The sequence below is a fragment of the Kineosporia mesophila genome, assembly GCF_021129235.1.
Taxonomy (GTDB): domain Bacteria; phylum Actinomycetota; class Actinomycetes; order Actinomycetales; family Kineosporiaceae; genus Kineosporia; species Kineosporia mesophila.
The window spans coordinates 99,966-118,796 of sequence record NZ_JAJOMA010000010.1 but is presented as its reverse complement, the minus strand read 5'-3'; the positions used below and the strand labels follow the sequence as shown (position 1 = coordinate 118,796).

The 18,831-nt window shown below is 70.4% G+C and carries 16 protein-coding genes; 12 read left to right on the top strand and 4 right to left on the bottom strand.

The window, feature by feature from the left end; translation table 11 throughout:
- Window positions 1-53 precede the first annotated feature (53 nt).
- Window positions 54-1,706, bottom strand: coding sequence for a serine/threonine protein kinase (locus LR393_RS15925; protein WP_231484703.1), 1,653 nt, complete (start codon window positions 1,704-1,706; stop codon window positions 54-56).
- Window positions 1,707-1,861: 155 nt separating this feature from the next.
- On the opposite strand from LR393_RS15925, the gene LR393_RS15920 reads away from it, so the two are divergent.
- Entirely contained in the window at window positions 1,862-3,178 is a 1,317-nt protein-coding gene (locus tag LR393_RS15920; protein ID WP_331282951.1) for an NAD(P)/FAD-dependent oxidoreductase, read from the top strand.
- A 178-nt stretch (window positions 3,179-3,356) separates the two neighbouring features.
- On the opposite strand, the gene LR393_RS15915 is transcribed toward LR393_RS15920, so the two are convergent.
- Complete coding sequence (locus LR393_RS15915) at window positions 3,357-3,707, bottom strand: nuclear transport factor 2 family protein (protein ID WP_231484702.1); 351 nt, start codon at window positions 3,705-3,707, stop codon at window positions 3,357-3,359.
- A gap of 95 nt (window positions 3,708-3,802) precedes the next feature.
- On the opposite strand from LR393_RS15915, the gene lipB reads away from it, so the two are divergent.
- From lipB to LR393_RS15890, 5 genes are all read left to right on the top strand, one after another.
- Entirely contained in the window at window positions 3,803-4,552 is a 750-nt protein-coding gene (gene lipB, locus LR393_RS15910; RefSeq protein ID WP_231484701.1) for a lipoyl(octanoyl) transferase LipB, read from the top strand.
- Between the two features lie 234 nt (window positions 4,553-4,786).
- Entirely contained in the window at window positions 4,787-5,278 is a 492-nt protein-coding gene (locus LR393_RS15905) for an ArsR/SmtB family transcription factor (RefSeq protein WP_231484700.1), read from the top strand.
- A complete protein-coding gene (locus LR393_RS15900; protein WP_231484699.1) occupies window positions 5,275-6,342 on the top strand; it encodes a cation diffusion facilitator family transporter in 1,068 nt (355 codons plus the stop codon). Before LR393_RS15905 ends, LR393_RS15900 begins: the two co-directional genes overlap by 4 nt.
- A gap of 175 nt (window positions 6,343-6,517) precedes the next feature.
- Window positions 6,518-7,528: a lipoyl synthase gene (lipA, locus tag LR393_RS15895; protein WP_231484698.1), complete on the top strand. Its 1,011-nt coding sequence runs from the start codon at window positions 6,518-6,520 to the stop codon at window positions 7,526-7,528.
- 27 nt (window positions 7,529-7,555) lie between these two features.
- Window positions 7,556-8,263 carry a DUF4191 domain-containing protein gene (locus LR393_RS15890; protein WP_231484697.1) on the top strand — a complete coding sequence of 236 codons (708 nt, stop codon included), beginning with the start codon at window positions 7,556-7,558 and terminating at the stop codon, window positions 8,261-8,263.
- A gap of 75 nt (window positions 8,264-8,338) precedes the next feature.
- On the opposite strand, the gene LR393_RS15885 is transcribed toward LR393_RS15890, so the two are convergent.
- Entirely contained in the window at window positions 8,339-8,812 is a 474-nt protein-coding gene (locus LR393_RS15885; protein WP_231484696.1) for an RDD family protein, read from the bottom strand.
- Window positions 8,813-9,318: 506 nt separating this feature from the next.
- On the opposite strand from LR393_RS15885, the gene glnA reads away from it, so the two are divergent.
- The 4 genes from glnA (at window position 9,319) to LR393_RS15865 (ending at window position 14,963) form a co-directional block, all read left to right on the top strand.
- The gene (gene glnA / locus LR393_RS15880) at window positions 9,319-10,743 is read left to right on the top strand and encodes a type I glutamate--ammonia ligase (protein WP_231484695.1); all 1,425 of its coding nucleotides are present in this window, start codon (window positions 9,319-9,321) and stop codon (window positions 10,741-10,743) included.
- Between the two features lie 349 nt (window positions 10,744-11,092).
- Complete coding sequence (locus tag LR393_RS15875; RefSeq protein ID WP_231484694.1) at window positions 11,093-13,282, top strand: glycosyltransferase; 2,190 nt, start codon at window positions 11,093-11,095, stop codon at window positions 13,280-13,282.
- Window positions 13,279-14,490 carry a nucleotide disphospho-sugar-binding domain-containing protein gene (locus LR393_RS15870; protein WP_231484693.1) on the top strand — a complete coding sequence of 404 codons (1,212 nt, stop codon included), beginning with the start codon at window positions 13,279-13,281 and terminating at the stop codon, window positions 14,488-14,490. The genes LR393_RS15875 and LR393_RS15870 overlap by 4 nt, the downstream gene beginning before the upstream one ends.
- 194 nt (window positions 14,491-14,684) lie before the next feature.
- Complete coding sequence (locus LR393_RS15865; protein WP_231484692.1) at window positions 14,685-14,963, top strand: hypothetical protein; 279 nt, start codon at window positions 14,685-14,687, stop codon at window positions 14,961-14,963.
- A gap of 6 nt (window positions 14,964-14,969) precedes the next feature.
- Here the strand turns inward: LR393_RS15865 and LR393_RS15860 are convergent, their stop codons facing one another.
- Entirely contained in the window at window positions 14,970-17,297 is a 2,328-nt protein-coding gene (locus LR393_RS15860; protein ID WP_231484691.1) for a DM9 repeat-containing protein, read from the bottom strand.
- 240 nt (window positions 17,298-17,537) lie between these two features.
- Between LR393_RS15860 and LR393_RS15855 the strand changes: the two genes are divergently transcribed.
- A complete protein-coding gene (locus LR393_RS15855) occupies window positions 17,538-18,320 on the top strand; it encodes a hypothetical protein (protein ID WP_231484690.1) in 783 nt (260 codons plus the stop codon).
- Entirely contained in the window at window positions 18,317-18,829 is a 513-nt protein-coding gene (locus LR393_RS15850) for a hypothetical protein (RefSeq protein WP_231484689.1), read from the top strand. The genes LR393_RS15855 and LR393_RS15850 overlap by 4 nt, the downstream gene beginning before the upstream one ends.
- Window positions 18,830-18,831 lie beyond the last annotated feature (2 nt).

Below are 18,831 nucleotides of genomic sequence, written 5' to 3'. Positions count from 1 at the left end.
CCGCCCAGGTCGTCTCCCGGGCAACGTCAGGAGACCGTCTTCGCCGCCGCACATCACTCGCCGTTGCGGATGTCGTACACCCGCCAGCGCCCGGCCCCTTCCTCCGCCGGACCGACCGCGCGGAGTGTGAACACCAGCGGTGCCGCCTCGGCCGGGGGCACACCGGCGGAGAAGTCACCGCTCACGCGTACCTGCCGATGGGCCGTGGTGCTGACCACGGCGCGCACCTGTGCCGTGCTGTCCCCCGCCGTCAGCACCTCCACCCGACCGAACCGGTAGTCCAGGGCCTCCAACCGGTACCCATTGCGACGCAGGCGTTTCAACAGCCCCTGATCGGCTCCTTCGGCGGGCGAACCCGGATCGTCGGCCAGAGCCAGCTTCTGCTGCGACACCATCTCGAACGCCTGCGCCCGGGCCCGGCCGATCCGGGTGAGGGCCTCGGCCAGTTCGACGTCGAGCGGTTCCCTCTGCCGGATCCCGCCTTGCCTGGCTCCCCCTGGCCCGGCCTCTCCCTGCCCGGTCCTCTCCTGCCCGGTCCTCTCCTGCCTGGCTCCTTCCCGCCGGCTCCCTCCCTGCTGAACCTCCGCCTCGGTGAGCCGGACCGACGGAGCCTTGGCGGTGTCTTCCGGCCGGCTCCCGTTCGCCGTGGCCGGACCCTCACCCGTCGCCCGCAGCATGTGCCGGCCCACCCCCGCCGTGACGGCGCCGAGCAGGCCGACCGCCGCCAGGAGGGCCAGCAATCGGGTCATCGGGACCGTTCGCCGCGCCGGAGCAACCTCTGGGAGAGGAACTTTCGCTGCGCCAAGGACGCTCTGACGGGGTGGCGGAACCCGGCGCGTCGTCAGCACTTGTACGGGCGGAGCGCCGGCCCCGCTCTTCAGCCGGATCGGTGCGGGACGAGCCGCCCGCCACGCCAGATCGGCGAACTCGGCCAGGCCGGGCCGCTGTTGCGGATCCGTCGCCAGACAGCGTGCCAGCACCTGGCGCAGATCGTCGGGCGGCTCGGTCGGGTCGACCGTATCGACCGAGCCGACCTCGGGTGGATGGACCGGCGAATGGCCGGTCAAGGCGAACCAGCACGACGCCGCCAGGGCCCAGACGTCCGCGGCGCGCAGGACCGCAGCATCCACCGGACCGTCTCCAGCCTCCGCCGCCGCTGGATCTGTGAAACCGGGTGTGCCCCAAAGATCTTCATGACGCTCACCCAGTATCCGGGCCACCCCCAGATCGCCCAGCCGCGGGCAGCCGTCGGCCGCCAGCAGGATGTTGCCCGGCGAGACATCACCATGGGTGAGCCCACTCCGGTGAAGGTGCTCCAGGGCGGAGACCATCGGGATGACCACGGTGACGACCTCTTCCGGCGTCAGCGGGCCCCGGGCCGCCACCAGCGCGGCGAGACTGCCGCCGCCGGCGAGGTCGAGCACGAGCGCCAGGCGGTCGTCGGGAAGCACGACCACCCGCTGCATCCTCACGATGTGCGGGTGCTCGATGCGGGAGAGCAGGGCAGTCTCGTACTCCGGGCCGGAAAACGATTGCTCGGAGCCGAATTCGACCGGGTCGCGGCGGCGGCCGATCTTCAGCGCCACCTCGTCGCCCAGGACCAGGTCTTCCGCTCGCCAGACCTCGCCGTGCGCGCCGAATCCCAGCAGCACGGACAGGCGGAAGCCGGGCACCTCGGGCGGTTCGGCGAAGGGCGTGAGATCCATGCCGCCACTGTGCCCCGAAGTACCGACTGCCCGTTTTGGATATCCACAGGGGCCCGGTTATCCACAGGCCCGAGAGGCCGCCCTTGCCGGAGCCGCCGAACCTGACATGCTTCGAGGCGGAAACGCATCGCTGACAACGAGCACCGGAGGCCGCCGTGTCCGAGCAGAGCCCACCGCAGACCGTACCGCCGCGCGACCTACCCACGGCGGCCGATGTCGTCGTGGTGGGTGCGGGTCTCGCCGGTCTGGCCTGCGCCCGGCAGCTCTCCCGCCGGGGTATCGACGTGGTCGTGCTGGAAGCCTCCGACGCTCCCGGTGGCCGCGTCCGCACCGACGTGGTCGGCGGTTTCCTCTGCGACCGGGGTTTTCAGCTGCTCAATCCCGCGTATCCCGAGGTACGCCGGGCGCTCGACGTCGGCGCACTGCGACTGCAGTCCTTCCCGGCCGCCCTGGTGGTCACCGGATCGCGTGGCCGCCAGGTCCTGGCCGACCCGCGTCGCTCCCCCGGCCTGCTGCCGCTCACCGCCGCCGGTCTGGTCCGCGAGCGCACCGGAAGCTGGCGCGAGAAGGCCGCTTTCGTCCGGTGGGCACTGGAGGCCGCCCAGAAAGACCCGGAAAGGCTGCTGTCCGAGCCGGATCTGCCCTGGGGCGAAGCGCTCGCCCGGCGCGGGGTCGACGGCGAACTGCGCAACCGGGTGGTCGTGCCGTTCCTGGCCGGGGTGCTGGGTGAGGACGCCGGGGTCACCTCGCACCAGTTCGTCCAGTTGCTGGTGCGGTCGTTCGTGCGGGGCACGCCGGCGGTGCCGTGGCGCGGCATGCGAGCCGTACCGGAACAGCTGGCCGCCCAGGTGCCCAGCATCCACTACGGGGTACGGGCCGGGTCGGCCGGTCCCGGGCTCGTGCGGTCCGAGGCCGGTGACATCCAGGCCCGGGCCGTGGTGGTGGCGACGGATCCGAGCAGTGCCACCGCCCTGCTGGACCTGCCCGCGGTGCAGTCGCGCGGCCTCACCACCTACTGGCACGCGGCCCCCGAGGCCCCCACCCGCTCCGGCGCCCTGCACGTCGACGGCGAGCGGCGCGGCCCGGTGGTCAACACCATCGTCATCAGCAACCGGGCCCGCAGCTACAGCCCGGACGAACGAGCCCTGATCGCGACCACGGTGCTCGGCGGAGACCCGGACCTCAGCACCGAGCGCGCGGTCATGGCCCAGCTCGGCGAGATCTACAGCCGGCCCACGCACTGGTGGGAGCTGGTCCGGCGCGACGCCGTGCCCGAAGCCCTGACGGCCATGCCCGCACCGCTCCAGGTGCGCAGGCCGGTCGCCCTGGGCGAAGGGGTCTTCGTGACGGGCGACCACCGCGACACCGCCTCGCTCCAGGGCGCTCTGGTCTCCGGCCGCCGCACCGCCGACGCGGTGCTGGCCGATCTGGGCCTGCCCGCCGTCCCCCGGGAACCACTCAGAACCAGATGAACGGCTCCCCAGGTCGGTGGCACGGGCCAGTACAGGCCGCCCGGCCCCGTTCGTTCCGGTCCTGCGCCCGACCGGACCGGGGCCCGGGTCTGAGCGGGGCCCGGGTCTGAGCGGGGCCCGGGTCTGAGCGGGGCCCGGGTCTGAGCGGGGCCCGGGTCTGAGCGGGAAGCCTGCTGCGCTACTGCACGACCATCCGCCGGACCAGCCCGTCACGGAACCAGTACCGGTGGCGGAGCTCGTACTGATCGGCCAGGACCTCACCGCCCAGACCGCGCACCTCGTGCTCGACCACGGCCACGATCTCGTCGTCGGTGGCACCGGGTTCGAAGTCCGTCGGCACGGCCTGGGGGTCGGAGACCGCGAACTGGCCCTGCCAGTACTCGCGGATCTCGTCCTTGCCCCGCAGGACCCTGCCCCCGGGCAGGTCGGGCCATTCCACGTCGTCCGTCATCATTGACAGCAGCCCCTCGACGTCCCGCCCGTTGAAGCAGCGGTACGCGTCGATCAGAAGCGCCTTGCGAGCGTCCATGGTCCACCAGCGTAGTGATCTTCCCTGAGCATCCGTGCCCGTGCTCACAGATCACCCGGCCGATCCGGCCCCGAACGCCGCGTAGGCTCGACGGCATGGGTTCGCTGCGGATCGAGCATCTGGGTTTCGGCGCCGGCGCCGTGGAGTACACGGCCGGCTGGGAACGTCAGCGTGAGGTCCATGCCGAGGTCGCGGCGGGAGCCGACGACACCGTGCTGCTGCTCGAGCACCAAGCGGTCTACACCGCGGGCAGACGCACCGAGCCGCACGAGCGTCCGTTCGACGGCACCCCGGTGATCGACGTCGACCGCGGCGGCAAGATCACCTGGCACGGTCCGGGCCAGCTGGTCGGCTACCCGATCGTCCACCTGGCCAAGCCGGTCGACGTGGTGGCCTACGTGCGCCGCATCGAGCAGCTGATCATCGACGTCTGCGCCGGAATCGGCGTGCACGGCACCCGGGTCGAGGGCCGTAGCGGCGTCTGGATCCCGGCGGGCGCGGGCCGGCCGGAGCGCAAGGTGGCGGCCATCGGCATCCGCGTCGCGCGCGGCGTCACCATGCACGGCTTCTCCCTGACCTGCGACTCCGACCTGGGCGCCTTCGGTCAGATCGTGCCCTGCGGCATCGCCGACGCCGGGGTGACCTCGCTCAGCGCCGAGGCCGGCCGCGTCGTCACCGTGCAGGAGATGCTGCCCCTGATCGAGGCCGCCCTGCCCGACGGCGACCTGCCCGGTCACCACCACCGGCGCGTACCGAAGAACCGGAAGCCCGACGCCCCGAAGATCGAGACGATCAGCGGCGCCATCAGCACTCTGACCCAGGAACTGAGCCGGTCGCCGCGCTGAGTGCGGCGACCCCGGAGGCCAGCCACCTTCGGTTCACCATCAGGCGATCCCCCTGCTTCCGGCCGCGATCAGGCAGACCTCCCCCGGGAAAGTTTGCCTATCACGCTCAAGAGAACGGGCGAGTGTTCGCGCCCCTGCACGACTACTGCGCGCCTTCAAAGCAACACTCCAACAGACTAAGGTCAACCTAACCAGCCGCTGGCTCCCACCCCGCCCGCTCGCTATCATCGGCACATGGCGATACCAACCGGGCTGACCAATGCCGCACACGGACAGAAGGCCAGCGCCGCCTCCCCCGAGGGCGATGAGGACGTGACCGCGGCGGCCTACCTCTTCCGCACCCTCGGCGACCCGACCCGGTTGCTGATCCTTCGCCATCTGGCCCGCGGCGAGCACCGAGTCGTCGATCTGATGTCCCACCTCGGCCTGGCCCAGTCCACGGTCTCCGGTCACCTGGCCTGCCTGCGCGACTGCGGCCTGGTGCAGTCCCGGGCCCGGGGCCGGGCGTCGCTGTACTCGCTGGCCCGGCCGGAGCTCCTGGCCCTGTTCGGCGCCACCGAGTCGTTCCTGGAGGCCACCGGCGAGCGCGTCGTCCTGCACCACACCTCGGTGCGCGCCCGCACCGGCCACGAGCACGACGGCCCGCACGATCACGCCCAGCCGCGCAACGGCGAGCCGCGCCCCGGGCTTGAACTGGCCCACGAGAACGTGGAGCGCACCGCATGACCACGCATCCCGGCCAGGAGCACGAGCCCCGTCACGACCACGAGCACGGGACGACGAGACGAACGTCCTGCGGTCCCGGCGGTCTGAAGGCTCCCTGCGCCCCGGAGAGCAAGGCCCCGAAACCCGAGAACGACGACGCGGGCCATGGTCACGGACATGGGCACGGACACGCCCTTCCGCGGGGAGCGGGAGCCCGCAAACGCCTGTCCCTCGTACTGGGCCTCACCGTCGCGGTGCTGATCCTGGAGACGATCGGCGCAGTGGTCACGGGCAGCCTCGCCCTGCTGGCCGACGCCGGGCACATGCTCACCGACACCGCCGGCCTGACCCTGTCGCTGATCGTCGCGATGCTCGCCGAGCGCCCGCCCACGGCCCGGCTGACCTGGGGCTGGAAGCGGGCCGAGGTGCTGTCCGCAGCGCTTCAGGCCACCGCACTGCTGGCGATCGGCGTCTACATCCTGGTCGAGGGCGTGCAGCGGCTGATCGACCCGCCCGAGGTCGCCAGCGCCGGGATGATCGTGTTCGGGGCGATCGGCCTGGCGGCCAACGCCGCGGCGATCCTGATCCTGCTCAAGGGGCAGGCCGAGAACATGAACACCCGCGCGGCCTTCCTCGAGGTGGTGAACGACGCGCTGGGCTCGGTCGCCGTGCTGATCGCGGCGGCGGCCATCTGGATCACCGGCTGGGACCGCGCCGACGCCGTGGCCTCGATCCTGATCGGATCGCTGATCCTGCCCCGCTGCTGGATGCTGCTGCGCCAGGCGGTGACGGTGCTGCTGGAGGCCACCCCGATGACGGTCGACCTGGACGAGGTGCGCACCCACGTGCTCGGGGTGCCGCACGTGCGCGGGGTGCACGACCTGCACGCCTCGATGGTCGCGACCGGCCTGCCGATCCTGTCGGCACACGTGGTGGTCGAGGACGACTGTTTCCACGACGGGCACCTCACCGTGATGCTCGACGAACTCCAGAGCTGCCTGGCCGGGCACTTCGACGTCGAGCACTCCACTTTCCAGTTCGAGGCGGAGACGCACGCCGACCACGAGCACCCCACGCACGCGTGATCACCCCCACGTCCGCACCGGGCCTGGAATGAGGCACCCGCGGGGGCGCTTAGAGTTGGGGCAGGGCAACGGCCGGCCAGGTGCGGGTCGCTGCCCACCAGACCGGCGGTCAACGGCAGGCCGGTGAGTAGCCAGACCCGGGTGACCCCCGGGAACGTGCGAACAGGGAGCACAGGTGACGATCGCACCCGAGGGCAGGCGGCTTCTGAGGGTCGAGGCCCGCAATGCCGAGACCCCGATCGAGCGGAAGCCCCCGTGGATCCGCACCACCGCGAAGATGGGCCCGGAGTACACCTCGCTCACCAGCCTGGTGAAGAAGGAGGGCCTGCACACGGTCTGCCAGGAGGCGGGCTGCCCCAACATCTTCGAGTGCTGGGAAGACCGCGAGGCCACCTTCCTGATCGGCGGCGACCAGTGCAGCCGCCGCTGCGACTTCTGCCAGATCCACAGCGGTAAGCCCTCCCCGCTCGACCGCGACGAGCCGCGCCGCGTGGCCGAGAGCGTGGCCACGATGGGCCTGCGCTACGCCACGGTCACCGGTGTCGCCCGCGACGACCTGGAGGACGAGGGCGCCTGGCTGTACGCCGAGACGATCCGGGCGATCCACCAGCAGTCCCCCGACACCGGGGTCGAGATCCTGGTGCCCGACTTCTCCGGCCGGCCCGAGCTGCTGCAGCAGGTGTTCGACGCGCGGCCGCAGGTGTTCGCCCACAACCTGGAGACGGTGCCGCGGATCTTCCGTCGCATCCGCCCCGCCTTCAAGTACGAACGGTCGCTGGAGGTCCTGCGGCTGGCCCGGGAGAAGGGCCAGGTGACCAAGTCCAACCTGATCCTGGGCATGGGCGAGACCCGTGAAGAGGTCTCCCAGGCGCTGGCCGACCTGCACGACAACGGTTGTGACCTGATCACGATCACGCAGTACCTGCGTCCCTCGCCGCTGCACCACCCGGTCGACCGCTGGGTGCGGCCCGAGGAGTTCGTCGACTTCAAGGACGAGGCCGAGGCCCTGGGTTTCGCCGGGGTGATGGCCGGGCCGCTGGTGCGCTCGTCCTACCGGGCGGGCCGGCTGTGGGCGCAGGCGATGACCAAGCGCGGCGAGCAGATCCCGGCCGGCCTGGCGCATCTCGCCCAGGAAACCACCGCGCGCCAGGAGGCCACGAGCCTTCTGGGACGCGCGTCACTCTGACCACCCCCGCGGAAGTATCCTTCGCTCATGGCTCGCAACACTCCCTCACAACCCGTCGACCCGGAGTCGATGGGCCGGTTCGCCCAGTTCCGCGCGGTGTTCTCGATGCTGCGCAAGGCCGACCCGATGGCGGTCGTCTGGATGCTGGTCGCGCTGGTCGGCCTCACGGCCGCCGGCATCCTCATCGGCCTGGCCGTGGGGCACCCGATCTACGTGGGCATTCTCGGCTTCATGGTCGGGCTCCTGCTCGCGATCGTCATCATGGGCCGCCGCGCCGAACGCGCCGCGTACACCCAGATCGGTGACCGCAAGGGCGTCGTCGGCTACGCGCTGAAGGGCCTGCGGCGCGGCTGGAACGTCGAGGAGCAGCCGGTCGGCGTCGACCCGCGCACGCAGGACCTGCTCTTCCGCGCCGTGGGCCGTCCGGGTGTCGTGCTGGTCACCGAAGGCCCGATGCCCCGCGTCGCGAGGCTCGCCGAGACCGAGCGCAAGCGCACGGCCCGGCTGCTGCCCGAGGTCCCGGTCATCGTGGTCCACGCCGGCGAAGGCCCCGACCAGGTCCCGATGCAGAAGCTCGTGCGTCACCTGATGCGCAAGAAGCCGGTGATCACCAAGCAGGAGGTCTCCGAGGTGAGCAAGCGACTGCGCGCCCTCGGCGCCGCCCGCCTGCCCATCCCCAAGGGCGTCGACCCGACGCGCATGCGGCCCGACCGTCGCGCCAGCAAGGGCCGCTGACCTTCCCGAGCCACACCACAGAATTGAGGACGTTGTCGAGACTCGAGTCTCGACAACGTCCTCAATTGGTTGGGTTCAGTTCTTGGTGACGACCGAACTCGAGAGCAGGTCGTGCAGGCCCCGCCGGTCGACGTCCCATCCCATCGTCAGCGGCGGGATCACCAGCGACAGCAGCACGGCGCGGTAAAAGCTGCGCACCAGGCCGATCGGCCCCCCGCCGACCACCCGCTCGACGTGCACGCCCATCACCCGCTGACCCACCGTGTAGCCCGCCGTGCCGACGAGCAGCAGGTTCTCCAGGGCCAGGAGGGCAACGGGGATGAAGGTGCCCAGGCCCTGGGTGACCGTCTCGGCACCGAAGAAGCCCCGCGCGATCACCAGGCAGAGCACCCAGTCGATGAGGACGCCGGCGAACCGGCGCCCGGGGCGGGCCAGCGATCCGGGACCGTGTTCCGGCCGTTCCAGACGCTCGCCCGGATACCCGGAGACGCCCGTCACCGCCTCGGGTCCCTGGAGCCACGACCCGACGTCCCGCCTGTCAACCGCCACGCCTCGAGCATAAGGGGCGGCCTGCCGGAAGGCGCCGGGCCTCCCGGTCGGGGCGCTTACCAGAACTTCTGGGTACAAGTAAAAGTGAGATACGCGCCATTGCTGATTAATTGTTTCCACCGTGTCACGTGGAAATTTCCTGGCGATGTCAAAAACACTCGCCGGGGCCGGAGAGTGACCGGGAGAGACCCATTTCGCGTAGTTGGAAGTCGTGAGAAGAACGTGTTCCGACCCGTGACCCCCGTGTTGCCCACGAGCGATAGGGTCAGGTCCACGTACCCCACGATCAGCGTCGATCGCAGGTGACGGCACTTCCAGGTCGCTCTGCGCCTGAAGATCGGAGCAGCCCGGAACCGTCACCTGCTCGACATGACGGGGCACGGCCGAAAATCGCCGGTAAATGTCCGGAGCTCTCCCCCGGACGTAAACCGGCGGTATAAGACGTCAGCACCACCGACGGTTCCCGCCCCGTAGACCGCGACCGATCCCCGACCGTGGAGGTTGGATTGTTCAGCAACGCCGAAGAGGTGACCAAGTTCATCGCAGAGAACGACGTCAAGTTCGTTGACGTCCGGTTCTGCGACCTGCCCGGTGTGATGCAGCACTTCAATGTGCCGGCGTCCACCGTGGGCGAGGACTTCTTCAACGACGGCCAGATGTTCGACGGTTCCTCGATCCGCGGCTTCCAGGCGATCAACGAGTCCGACATGAAGCTCATGCCGGACCTGCACACCGCCTACATCGACCCGTTCCGTGTCGAGAAGACGCTCAACATCAACATGAGCATCGTCGACCCGTACACGAACGAGCCGTACAGCCGCGACCCGCGTCAGGTCGCCGCCAAGGCCGAGGCCTACCTCAAGTCGACGGGGATCGCCGACACGGCGTTCTTCGCCCCCGAGGCCGAGTTCTACATCTTCGACGACGTGCGCTTCGAGACGAAGCAGAACCTGTCGTTCTACGAGATCGACTCGATCGAGGCCGCCTGGAACACCGCCCGTAAGGAAGACGGCGGCAACCTGGGCCACAAGACCCCCTACAAGGGTGGCTACTTCCCGGTCCCGCCGGTCGACCACTACGCCGACCTGCGTGACCAGATGGTCATCGCGCTCGACAACCTGGGCCTCGAGGTCGAGCGGAGCCACCACGAGGTGGGCACCGCCGGTCAGGCCGAGATCAACTACCGCTTCGACAGCCTGGCCAAGTCCGCGGACAAGGTCATGCTGTTCAAGTACGTGATCAAGAGCGTCGCGCACGCCGCGGGCAAGACGGTCACGTTCATGCCCAAGCCGATCTTCCAGGACAACGGCTCGGGTATGCACTGCCACCAGTCGCTCTGGAAGGACGGCTCGCCGCTCTTCTACGACGAGAGCGGTTACGGCGGCCTGTCCGACATCGCCCGCTGGTACATCGGCGGCCTCCTGCACCACGCCCCGTCGCTGCTGGCCTTCACCAACCCGACGGTGAACTCGTACCACCGTCTGGTGCCGGGCTACGAGGCGCCGGTCAACCTGGTCTACTCGGCCCGTAACCGCAGCGCCTGCGTGCGTATCCCGGTCACCGGCTCGAACCCGAAGGCCAAGCGCATCGAGTTCCGCGTGCCCGACCCGTCGAGCAACCCGTACCTGGCGTTCTCGGCGATGCTGATGGCCGGCATCGACGGCATCAAGAACCGCATCGAGCCGCCGGCCCCGGTCGACAAGGACCTCTACGAGCTGCCGCCGGAGGAGCACGCGGGCATCGCCCAGGTGCCGGCGTCGCTCAGCGAGGCCCTCGACAACCTCGAGAAGGACCACGCCTACCTCGTCGAGGGTGGCGTCTTCACCGAGGACCTGATCGAGACCTGGATCGCGTTCAAGCGCGAGGCGGAGATCGACCCGATCCGTCTGCGCCCGCACCCGCACGAGTTCGAGCTGTACTACGACGTCTGATCCAGACGCAGGTCAGCCCGGCTAGCCGGGTCCTGGGCCGTCCTGGGGCCGTCGGCCGTGGTGTTCCGCTTCCGGAACACCACGGCCGACGGCCCCTCGTGCTTTCGGCCCGGTCCTCCGCGGCAGGTGGTCGTGGCAGGTGACGGCCGGTCCGGCCCCGGCACGAGAACCACTCCGGACCTCCCATCCGCGCAGTGGCCTACAGCACAGCCATTGCTGCATCCGGAATCGGGTCCTGCCGGTCTGGCTGGGCATATGCGAGCGCGACGCCCGGCCCCTCCCGGGTCAGACCCCAGACATTCACCCATGACGCGTGGCGGCATCGGGAAGTAGAGCGTAGAACCGGCTTATGACTGTCGAGCGCGCTCTCGCGACGGTGCGGGACGCACCCTTCATCGTCGACGTCCTGCGAGCCGCGGACGACCTCGCCCTCGCCGCCTCCCGCAACGGAGGGCGACGGGCAGCCCGCACGCTGACCCGAGCGATCCACGATCCCGCCGACCAGCTCACCGCCATCGCCGCCGTCCACGCCCTCGGCCGGGTCTTCGACGACGAGGCCGACGCCGTGCTCTCCGACCTGCTGTCCCACCCGCAGGGCTTCCTGCGGGAGCACGCGTCCTGGACGCTGGGGGCTCGGCTGCCCCGGCTGGACGCGATCGGACGGCTCGTCGCCGTGGTCGCCACCGGCGGGGGTTTCGCCGGCATGCTGGCCCAGCGCACGCTGATCAGCTGGGCCCGTTCGGCGTCCGATCACGTCGCCCTGGCTCTGGAAGGAGCAATCGCGGCCGACCTCGACCACCAGGCCCGGGCCCGGCTGGTGGAGACGCTCGGCCTGGTCCCGGGCGAGCTGGCCGGCCGGGCCGTGATCCGGATCGCCGCCGACCCGGGCGAGCAGCCCGCCAGCCGGCTGGCGGCGCTCGCCGCGCTGGGCGAGCGTGGGTCGGACCCGGCCGCCGTGGAACTGGTCCGCCGACTGACCGGTCGCGACACCATCGGCGCGACGGGCCAGGGGCCGGCGGACGACGGCACCGACGATGCGCAGCAGCTTCGGGCCGTCGCGCGGCTGGCCGCCCTGGACCTGGGCCTGATCCGGCCCGGGCCGCCCTCCGCATCACCGGTCCGCCCGACGGTGGCCCAGCTCTTCCTGCACGCCGACATCGACCGCGAACTGACCCGCTCCGGGGTCGGTGACAACGGCGGGGTGGCTACCCTGCTGCTGCGCCTGGGCGATGCGCTCGCCGCCGAGACCCAGGTCGGACGAGTTCTGACGCTGTCACGCGGATCGGCCGCCGCCTCGTTCGCCGCGCTGACCGAACCGGCGGACGGCGGGCCGGATCATCTGCTCTCCCCGGTGCCGCTGTTGCAGACCCCCAGCGGGGCCGCCGCGGCCTGGCCGACCCGGATCGCGGCCGAACGTGCCGTCCGCCGGGCCCTGCGGCATCACGGACCGGTCGATGTCCTGCACCTGCGGATGGCCGACGTCGGCAGCCTGGCCGCGGATGCGGTGGCCCACGAGCTCGGTATCCCGGTGGTCTTCACCCTGGCCCCCGATCCCCATGCGGTGATCCACTCGCTGGACATGACCGGCGCTCTGTCCCGGGCCGACTTCGGTGTCGTGGACGAGCAGGAGCACTACTGGTTCCGCGCGCGCCTGGTGCAGCGACTGGCCGCCAACGCCGCGCACAACGTCCTGTTCCCCCGCCCGGAACTGGAGCACGACCTGCACGATCTGCTCGGGATCGACATCTCGGCCGAGCCGCACCGATACACCGTGGTGCCCGAGGGGATCGACATCGCGGTCAGCGCTGCTGCCCACGCCGACCTGGTCACCGCCACCACCACCGCCACCGGTGGTGCACCGGCACTGACCGCCCTGAGCGAGCAGATCGCCGGGTTACCGGTTCATCGGCACGGCCTGCCGCTGGCGATCAGCGTCGGCCGGCTGCACCGGGTGAAGGGAATGGCCACCGTGGTCGAGGCCTGGGCCACCGACCCGGAGCTGCGGGAACGCTGCAACCTGGTGATCGTCGGGGGTGACCTGGCCAGTCCTTCCCCGGACGAGCAGGGACAGCTGGAGCTGATCCGGACGCTGCTGGCCAGCAACCCGGCCGCCGCCGAGGGTCTGGTTCTGGCCGGGCACCGGCCGAACGACGACGTCGCCCGCTGGCTGGCCGCGGCCCGCTCCGGTCTGCCGCCCCTGCTCGGCGCCCATGGCATCTACGTCTGCGGAAGCCTGAAGGAGGAATTCGGGCTGGCTGTTCTGGAGGCGATGGCCGCCGGTCTGGTCGCTGTCGCTCCCGACGGCGGTGGCCCCGCCACCTACATCGAGTCAGGCGTCACCGGTCTGCTGGTGAACACCCGGGAACCGGCCGCCGTGGCCGCCGGGATGGCTGCGGCGCTGGAACTGGCCGCCCGCCCGGACCGCGATCAACGGGTCGAAACCGCCACGACGCTGATCCGCGACCGGTTCACCGTCCAGGCCATGGCCGCGACCCTGGCCGGCGTGTACGCCGGCGTCACCGAACCCTCGCGCCGATGACGCTCTTGGTGATCAGCCCCGACTACGCCTCGCACCTTCTGCCGCTGGCGACCATCGCCACCGCCCAACGGCGGCCCGGGGAGCGGGTGGTGGTGGCCACCGGTCCGGCAACGACCGCGGTGGTTGCCGACTTCGGCTTCGAGCGCATCCATCTGGTCCTGGGACGGGGGTCGAACCCGGGCGTCATCCGGGCCGAGCAGCAGCCCACCGGCGAGGACGACGCGCTGCGCGGCTTTTTCGCCGCGACCCACCACGGGATGGTGGCGACCCTGACCTATCAGGCCGAGGCCCGGCGCAACGACCTGCTCTGGGCGCCGGTTCCGACGGCCCGGGCGGTGCTACAGGTCGTCGAGCAGGTGAAACCGGACCGGATCATCGTCGACCATCTGGCCTTCAGTGCCACCCTTGCCCTGCGCACTGCCGGGATTCCCTTCCAGGATGTTGTTCTCGGCCATCCGACGGCACTACCGGTCGGAACCGAGATCTACGGGTACCCGTCCACCTGGCCCGATCAGTTCCACCCCGAACCGGTGGAACTGGATTCTCTGCAACGGCTCTGCCGCAGCGTTCGGGACGAGTTCACGGACGAGGTGAACGCCGTGGTGGCAGTCCTCGATCCGGGCGCCGCCGCGTCGGACGATGCGTTCGCCGACCACGGCCACACCGTCCTGTTCAACTACCCCGCCGCGCTGCACCCGGCCCGGCGGACGGCCCTCCTGCCCCCGCACCACTTCCTGGGATCGTCGATCCGGACCGAGAAGGTGGCGCAGGACGTCCGTCGATGGCTGGACGAGGACGACGACCGGCCTGTGGTGTATGTCAGTTTCGGCAGCTTCCTGTCGGCCCGCGCCGACGTGCTGGCCCGCGTGGTCGAGGCCTTGCGGAAACTGCCGGTGCGGGTCGCCCTGGCCACCGGTTCGGCCGACTCGGCGGTGCTCGGCGAGTTACCCGCTGCCTGGCTGGTCCGGAGCTTCTTGCCCCAGGTCGCGATCCTGGAACGGTCTGCGCTGGCGATCAGCCACGGGGGCAACAACAGCATCACCGAGGCGCTCCATTTCGAGGTCCCGTTGCTGGTGCTGCCGTTCTCCACGGATCAGTTCGCCGGGGCCGCCGCGATCGAGACCGCCCACCGTGGTGTGGTTCTCGACCCCAACACGGCCACCCCCGGAGACCTTCTCCGGGTGGTCGGCACCGCTCTACGGCGCTGAGTAAGATCCAGGCCGACCCGGGGTCGGAGGCTGAGCGGCGAGAGCACGCGCCAGGCCGTACGGATCACTTCTTCGACGTCTGATCGTCACCCCGGCTCGACCGACCGCCGCTCCTGTCTTTCCAGCCGGGGCGGCGGTCGGTTTTGCCGGGCCCACGCATGCAACATTCCTGCCCTCAGATCCCTCTTGACGGCATGGACACCTCATCGCTGGGTTTCGTCGGCGTCGGCCTCTTCGTCATCATCTGGCTCGCCGTGCTCGTCGCCATCATCGCCCTGACGGTCTACGGGGCGATCGTCACCTACCGGCTGACGCAGTTCTACGTCCAGCCGCAGTCCCCCGAGCAGGCCGGCCTCATCGCGGCCCTGGTCACCGTCGCCTCCGTCATCTTCGGGCTGGCCCCGGTCGTGGGCCTCGTCGGCCTCGTCCTGCAGTTCACCGGGAACCTGCCCTACGCGCCGAAGGTGCGCTGAGTCTTCTCAGACCCGCCGCGGCAGCTGCCCGGCCGGATGGGTCCCGGCCAGGTCGTCCGGCTGCGGTGAGATTTCCGCCAGGAGACAGGCGATCTCGACGTTCGGCGGGTAGGCCACCCGGGACTTCACATCGGCCCAGCGCCCCGCCTCGAGCAGACGCTGGATGAATCCCCGCAGCGGCTCCCCGGCCGGCGGCTCCACCGCCGGCAGGTCGGTGTCCGGGTCATCGGTCGCAAACACCTGGGCACCGTCGCGCGAATAGACGAATTCCGCCTCCGCGTTGGGGCCCTCGGCGGCGGCAGCCACCTCGAACCCGCCCTCCTCCAGCTGCTCCACCGAGTCCCACATCATTCCCAGCGGCTCGAAAAGCATCGTCCACCCGCCGAAACCGATGGCCAGCACGAGCCGCGTCGTCTCATCGGCACGGTCGTAGGCCTCCGCGATCGTCATCCGGGTCAGCTCGCCCGCGCCCAGAGCCTCCAGCGCGGCCTGCGGCTCCAGTCCCCGCACCAGCATGATCGCGAACCAGTCCACCTCGGTCGATTCCAGCCACGCGCCGTCCTTCCTCACCTGTTCCAGCGCCTCCGGGGCCATCCGCCACGGCGTTGGATCCCCGAACTGGCACGACCAGACGCGGGCCCCGTCAGCGTCGACGAGCTCCACCAGCCGCCCGTCCCGCAGGATGAACTCAGTCCCGAACTTCTGGTAGAAGTCCTGCCCGTAGAACCACGACCACGACCGGCCGTCCGGACCGAGCAGCCGGGGAGTGCCCGCCTCGTCCAGGCCCAGGCGGGTCGGGACATTGCTGACGCCGCCCATCGTGATCAGCATCCGGTGGCCGTCCACGTGCAGCCAGGTGATGCCGTCGGGGTGATGACTGAGCACCGTCCGCCCGTCCGGCGAGGTCAGAACGTCGTCCCCACCGATGGACTCGCCCCGGCGCAGCCGATCGCGCACCACCGGGCCGTCCGCCCGGGCACCGGGACGGACCAGCACCTCATAGACCGACGCGACCCGCTCGTCCCCACCGACGGCGATGTTGGCCCCGCCGAAACCCGGCCGGATCTTGCCGGGCAGCAGCACGCGGGCGCCCGTCGCCTGGTCCGTCACCCGGGCGCGGGCGGCGTACAAGACCTCACCCCCGCCCTCGGCACCCACCGGGTAGGCCTCGTCCGGCACCGCGCCGTCGTGGTGACGCACCCACACCCCGGCGTCCAGCAGGACCTCGTAGCTGTCCGTCAGCTCCTCGCCGCCCCCGTAGGCGATCACCGCGCCGCCCCGCCGGGGGCTCACCAGGCCCGGGTGCACACCCCCGCCCAGACGCGCCCGGGCCACCCACACCGGCTTGCCCTCCGCGTCCCTCCCGTGTGACACCGCGCCTTCCGGCACCGCGCCACCGGAGGCGGCCACCCACGCATACTCCGCCGGTGCGTCGCTCTCCTCCACCACGACCGCGCGCCCCCGGTAGCCCAGCGCCCCCTCGTTGGGGTTCTGGGCGTGACCGACGAACGTCCGCGCGTCGTCCGCCAAGACCACCACCGCCGAACGACCCGTCGCCTCGCGCCACCCCACCCGAGCCGTCTGCGCGTTCCCGATCCTCACGAAAACGCTCAGCTCGCCCGCGTCATGCCAGGCGTTGCCCCAGTTCACCTCGACGGTGAACCGCTGCCCCGGCTCGTCGAACGCCGCCCGCCGGTCCACCAGGGCACCCCGCCACTGCGACAGCGTGCCGTCGGCCTCCCGGAACTCGCCCAGGAATACGTTCCGCTCGGCCGTGAAACAGGCGCTGCCCTCCTCACCCGCACGGCCCCGCCACGAGAGGTCCGACGGAAGCACCGGCAGGCCACCCTGCACGATGCCCATCCGCACCGTCGGACCGGGCCGCCACTCGCCACCGTCCTCGCCCAGACGAGTCTCGTACGTCAGCGCCGGCTCGCGCGTCTCCTCGGCCCGGAAAGCGTTCTCGGCCGCGTCCCGGTCCCACACCGACTCCAGGAATACCTGGTAGAGCCACAGCATCGACCGGGCGTCCGCACCCGAACGGATCTCCAGGATGTTCGCCTCCCCCACCAGACAGAAACCCGGCACGGAGAACGTCATCGTCTGCGGCAGGTCACCCCCGCCCGGGATCCGCAGCCGATCGGCCACCACCTGCCCGTTCACCAGCACGGTCAACGGCGCGAACCCGGTCTGCGCACCCAGTTTCGACACCAGGGCGCGGATCTTCAGGGTGAGCTCGTCGTCCTGGCGGTCACCGGCGAACAGCAGACGCACGTGGCCACCCGCGCCGATCAGGCCCCGGCCGCCGGTCGCCGACGCTCCCGACAACCTCACCTCGGTACGACCTGTACGCGGTGGGGACGAGGTGAAATCGGCGAACAACGGATTCAAGGTCATATCCGATCCACGAGCCGGGACCGGTTCGCGGTTCGCGGTGCGACGGGCCTTGCCCGGGAACGGGATCGACCGGTGCTCTCATCAGCCCTTTCAGGCACCTACCGATTTACCGACATCACAGCGCGTGAAGGTGCATGATCGTTGGGTCAACGTAGACACACTGGGACGGGGTGGGGCATGGACCTGGATGTGCTGGACAGTGGTCAGGTGACGGGGCACATGGTGCTGCGGGCCGATCTGGGGGTGCTGGGGCGGCAGCTGGTGGTGCTGTCAGGCATCGCCAACCCCGGCTGGGAGGTCGACGGCGACGAGGTGCAGCGTGACGTCTGCCGGGTGCTGCTGCGCGAGACCGCCGAGCAACTGGAGCAGGCGACGGTACATGTCGGCCTGTCCAGCGTGGCCAACGAAGACACCTCGTTCGTGTTCGCCACCGACCAGGCCACGCTGGAAACCGGGCCGGACGGCCTGCTCGTACTCGTCACGAACCTCGCCGTGCAGGGCGAACCTTCTACCCTGCAAGGGTTCTCGTACCAGGTGGTGCTGACCAAACGGGTGGTCACCACGGAGATCTCGGGCACGATCAGCTGGCCGACCGCGTGGCTGCGGCCCCCCTCCCCCACCCCGGCCGGGATCTCGGGCGTCTTCACGATCCTCGCGAACCTGCGCACCACCACGACCGGTCCGGGCCCCTTCGGCGGAGAGATCGAGCACCTGGTCCCGGTCACGCCGGGTGAGATCCTGTCGGTCACGATCGCCGGTGACACCTGCCACGCCATCTACCGGATCACCGAGCCCCCGAAAAACGCCGAGCTGCGGGTCATGGTCACCCAGAACGGGCTCCCGGGAACTGTCTTGATGGCGAGCACCGTCGCCGGCAGCGACATCTTCACCCTGACCCCGGTCTTCCCCACCCGCACCGGCGTCGACTTCCACGCCATCGCGCCCCGGGCGCCGAAATGAGCGGCGAGATCATCGACGGGTACTCCCATCTGCCGTACCCCTACCCGCTGATCGACCTCCAGCCGGTGGTGCGGATCCCGGTCGCCGGACCGGCGCCGTACAACACGCTCGCGGTAGTGCGGACCGTGACCTTCCTCGGCGAGATCTCCTACAGCGACGGAACACTCCGCCATCACACGTTCGACGTGGCCACTGCGCTGTACCTCACGGACTACCGGCCCGACCGACCGCAGCAACAGCAGGTCCAGCACTCCAGCACCGGCACCGTCCGGCTGATGGACGTCGGGAAGCAGGGCGGCGGCAACCCCTTCCTCGACTCCAACACCGACTTCGTCATCTCCCTCGACAGCATCGACACCGAGTCCTCGATCGATGAAGACGGGCGCTGGTCCGTGCGCTGTCACGCCTCCGATTCCTACGACCAGGTCTGGGCCACCGCACAGGCCGAGATCACCAGCTGGGTGCTGTGTTACGAGCCACCAGACGCCAGACCCCGGCCCCGGCCCTGACC

Coding starts and splice junctions, on each gene's coding strand:
- LR393_RS15925 (WP_231484703.1), bottom strand. CDS start 1,706: ATGGATCTCACGCCCTTCGCCGAACCGCCCGAGGTGCCCGGCTTCCGC.
- LR393_RS15915 (WP_231484702.1), bottom strand. CDS start 3,707: ATGGACGCTCGCAAGGCGCTTCTGATCGACGCGTACCGCTGCTTCAAC.
- lipB (WP_231484701.1), top strand. CDS start 3,803: ATGGGTTCGCTGCGGATCGAGCATCTGGGTTTCGGCGCCGGCGCCGTG.
- LR393_RS15905 (WP_231484700.1), top strand. CDS start 4,787: ATGGCGATACCAACCGGGCTGACCAATGCCGCACACGGACAGAAGGCC.
- LR393_RS15900 (WP_231484699.1), top strand. CDS start 5,275: ATGACCACGCATCCCGGCCAGGAGCACGAGCCCCGTCACGACCACGAG.
- LR393_RS15890 (WP_231484697.1), top strand. CDS start 7,556: ATGGCTCGCAACACTCCCTCACAACCCGTCGACCCGGAGTCGATGGGC.
- LR393_RS15875 (WP_231484694.1), top strand. CDS start 11,093: ATGACTGTCGAGCGCGCTCTCGCGACGGTGCGGGACGCACCCTTCATC.
- LR393_RS15870 (WP_231484693.1), top strand. CDS start 13,279: ATGACGCTCTTGGTGATCAGCCCCGACTACGCCTCGCACCTTCTGCCG.
- LR393_RS15865 (WP_231484692.1), top strand. CDS start 14,685: ATGGACACCTCATCGCTGGGTTTCGTCGGCGTCGGCCTCTTCGTCATC.
- LR393_RS15855 (WP_231484690.1), top strand. CDS start 17,538: ATGGACCTGGATGTGCTGGACAGTGGTCAGGTGACGGGGCACATGGTG.
- LR393_RS15850 (WP_231484689.1), top strand. CDS start 18,317: ATGAGCGGCGAGATCATCGACGGGTACTCCCATCTGCCGTACCCCTAC.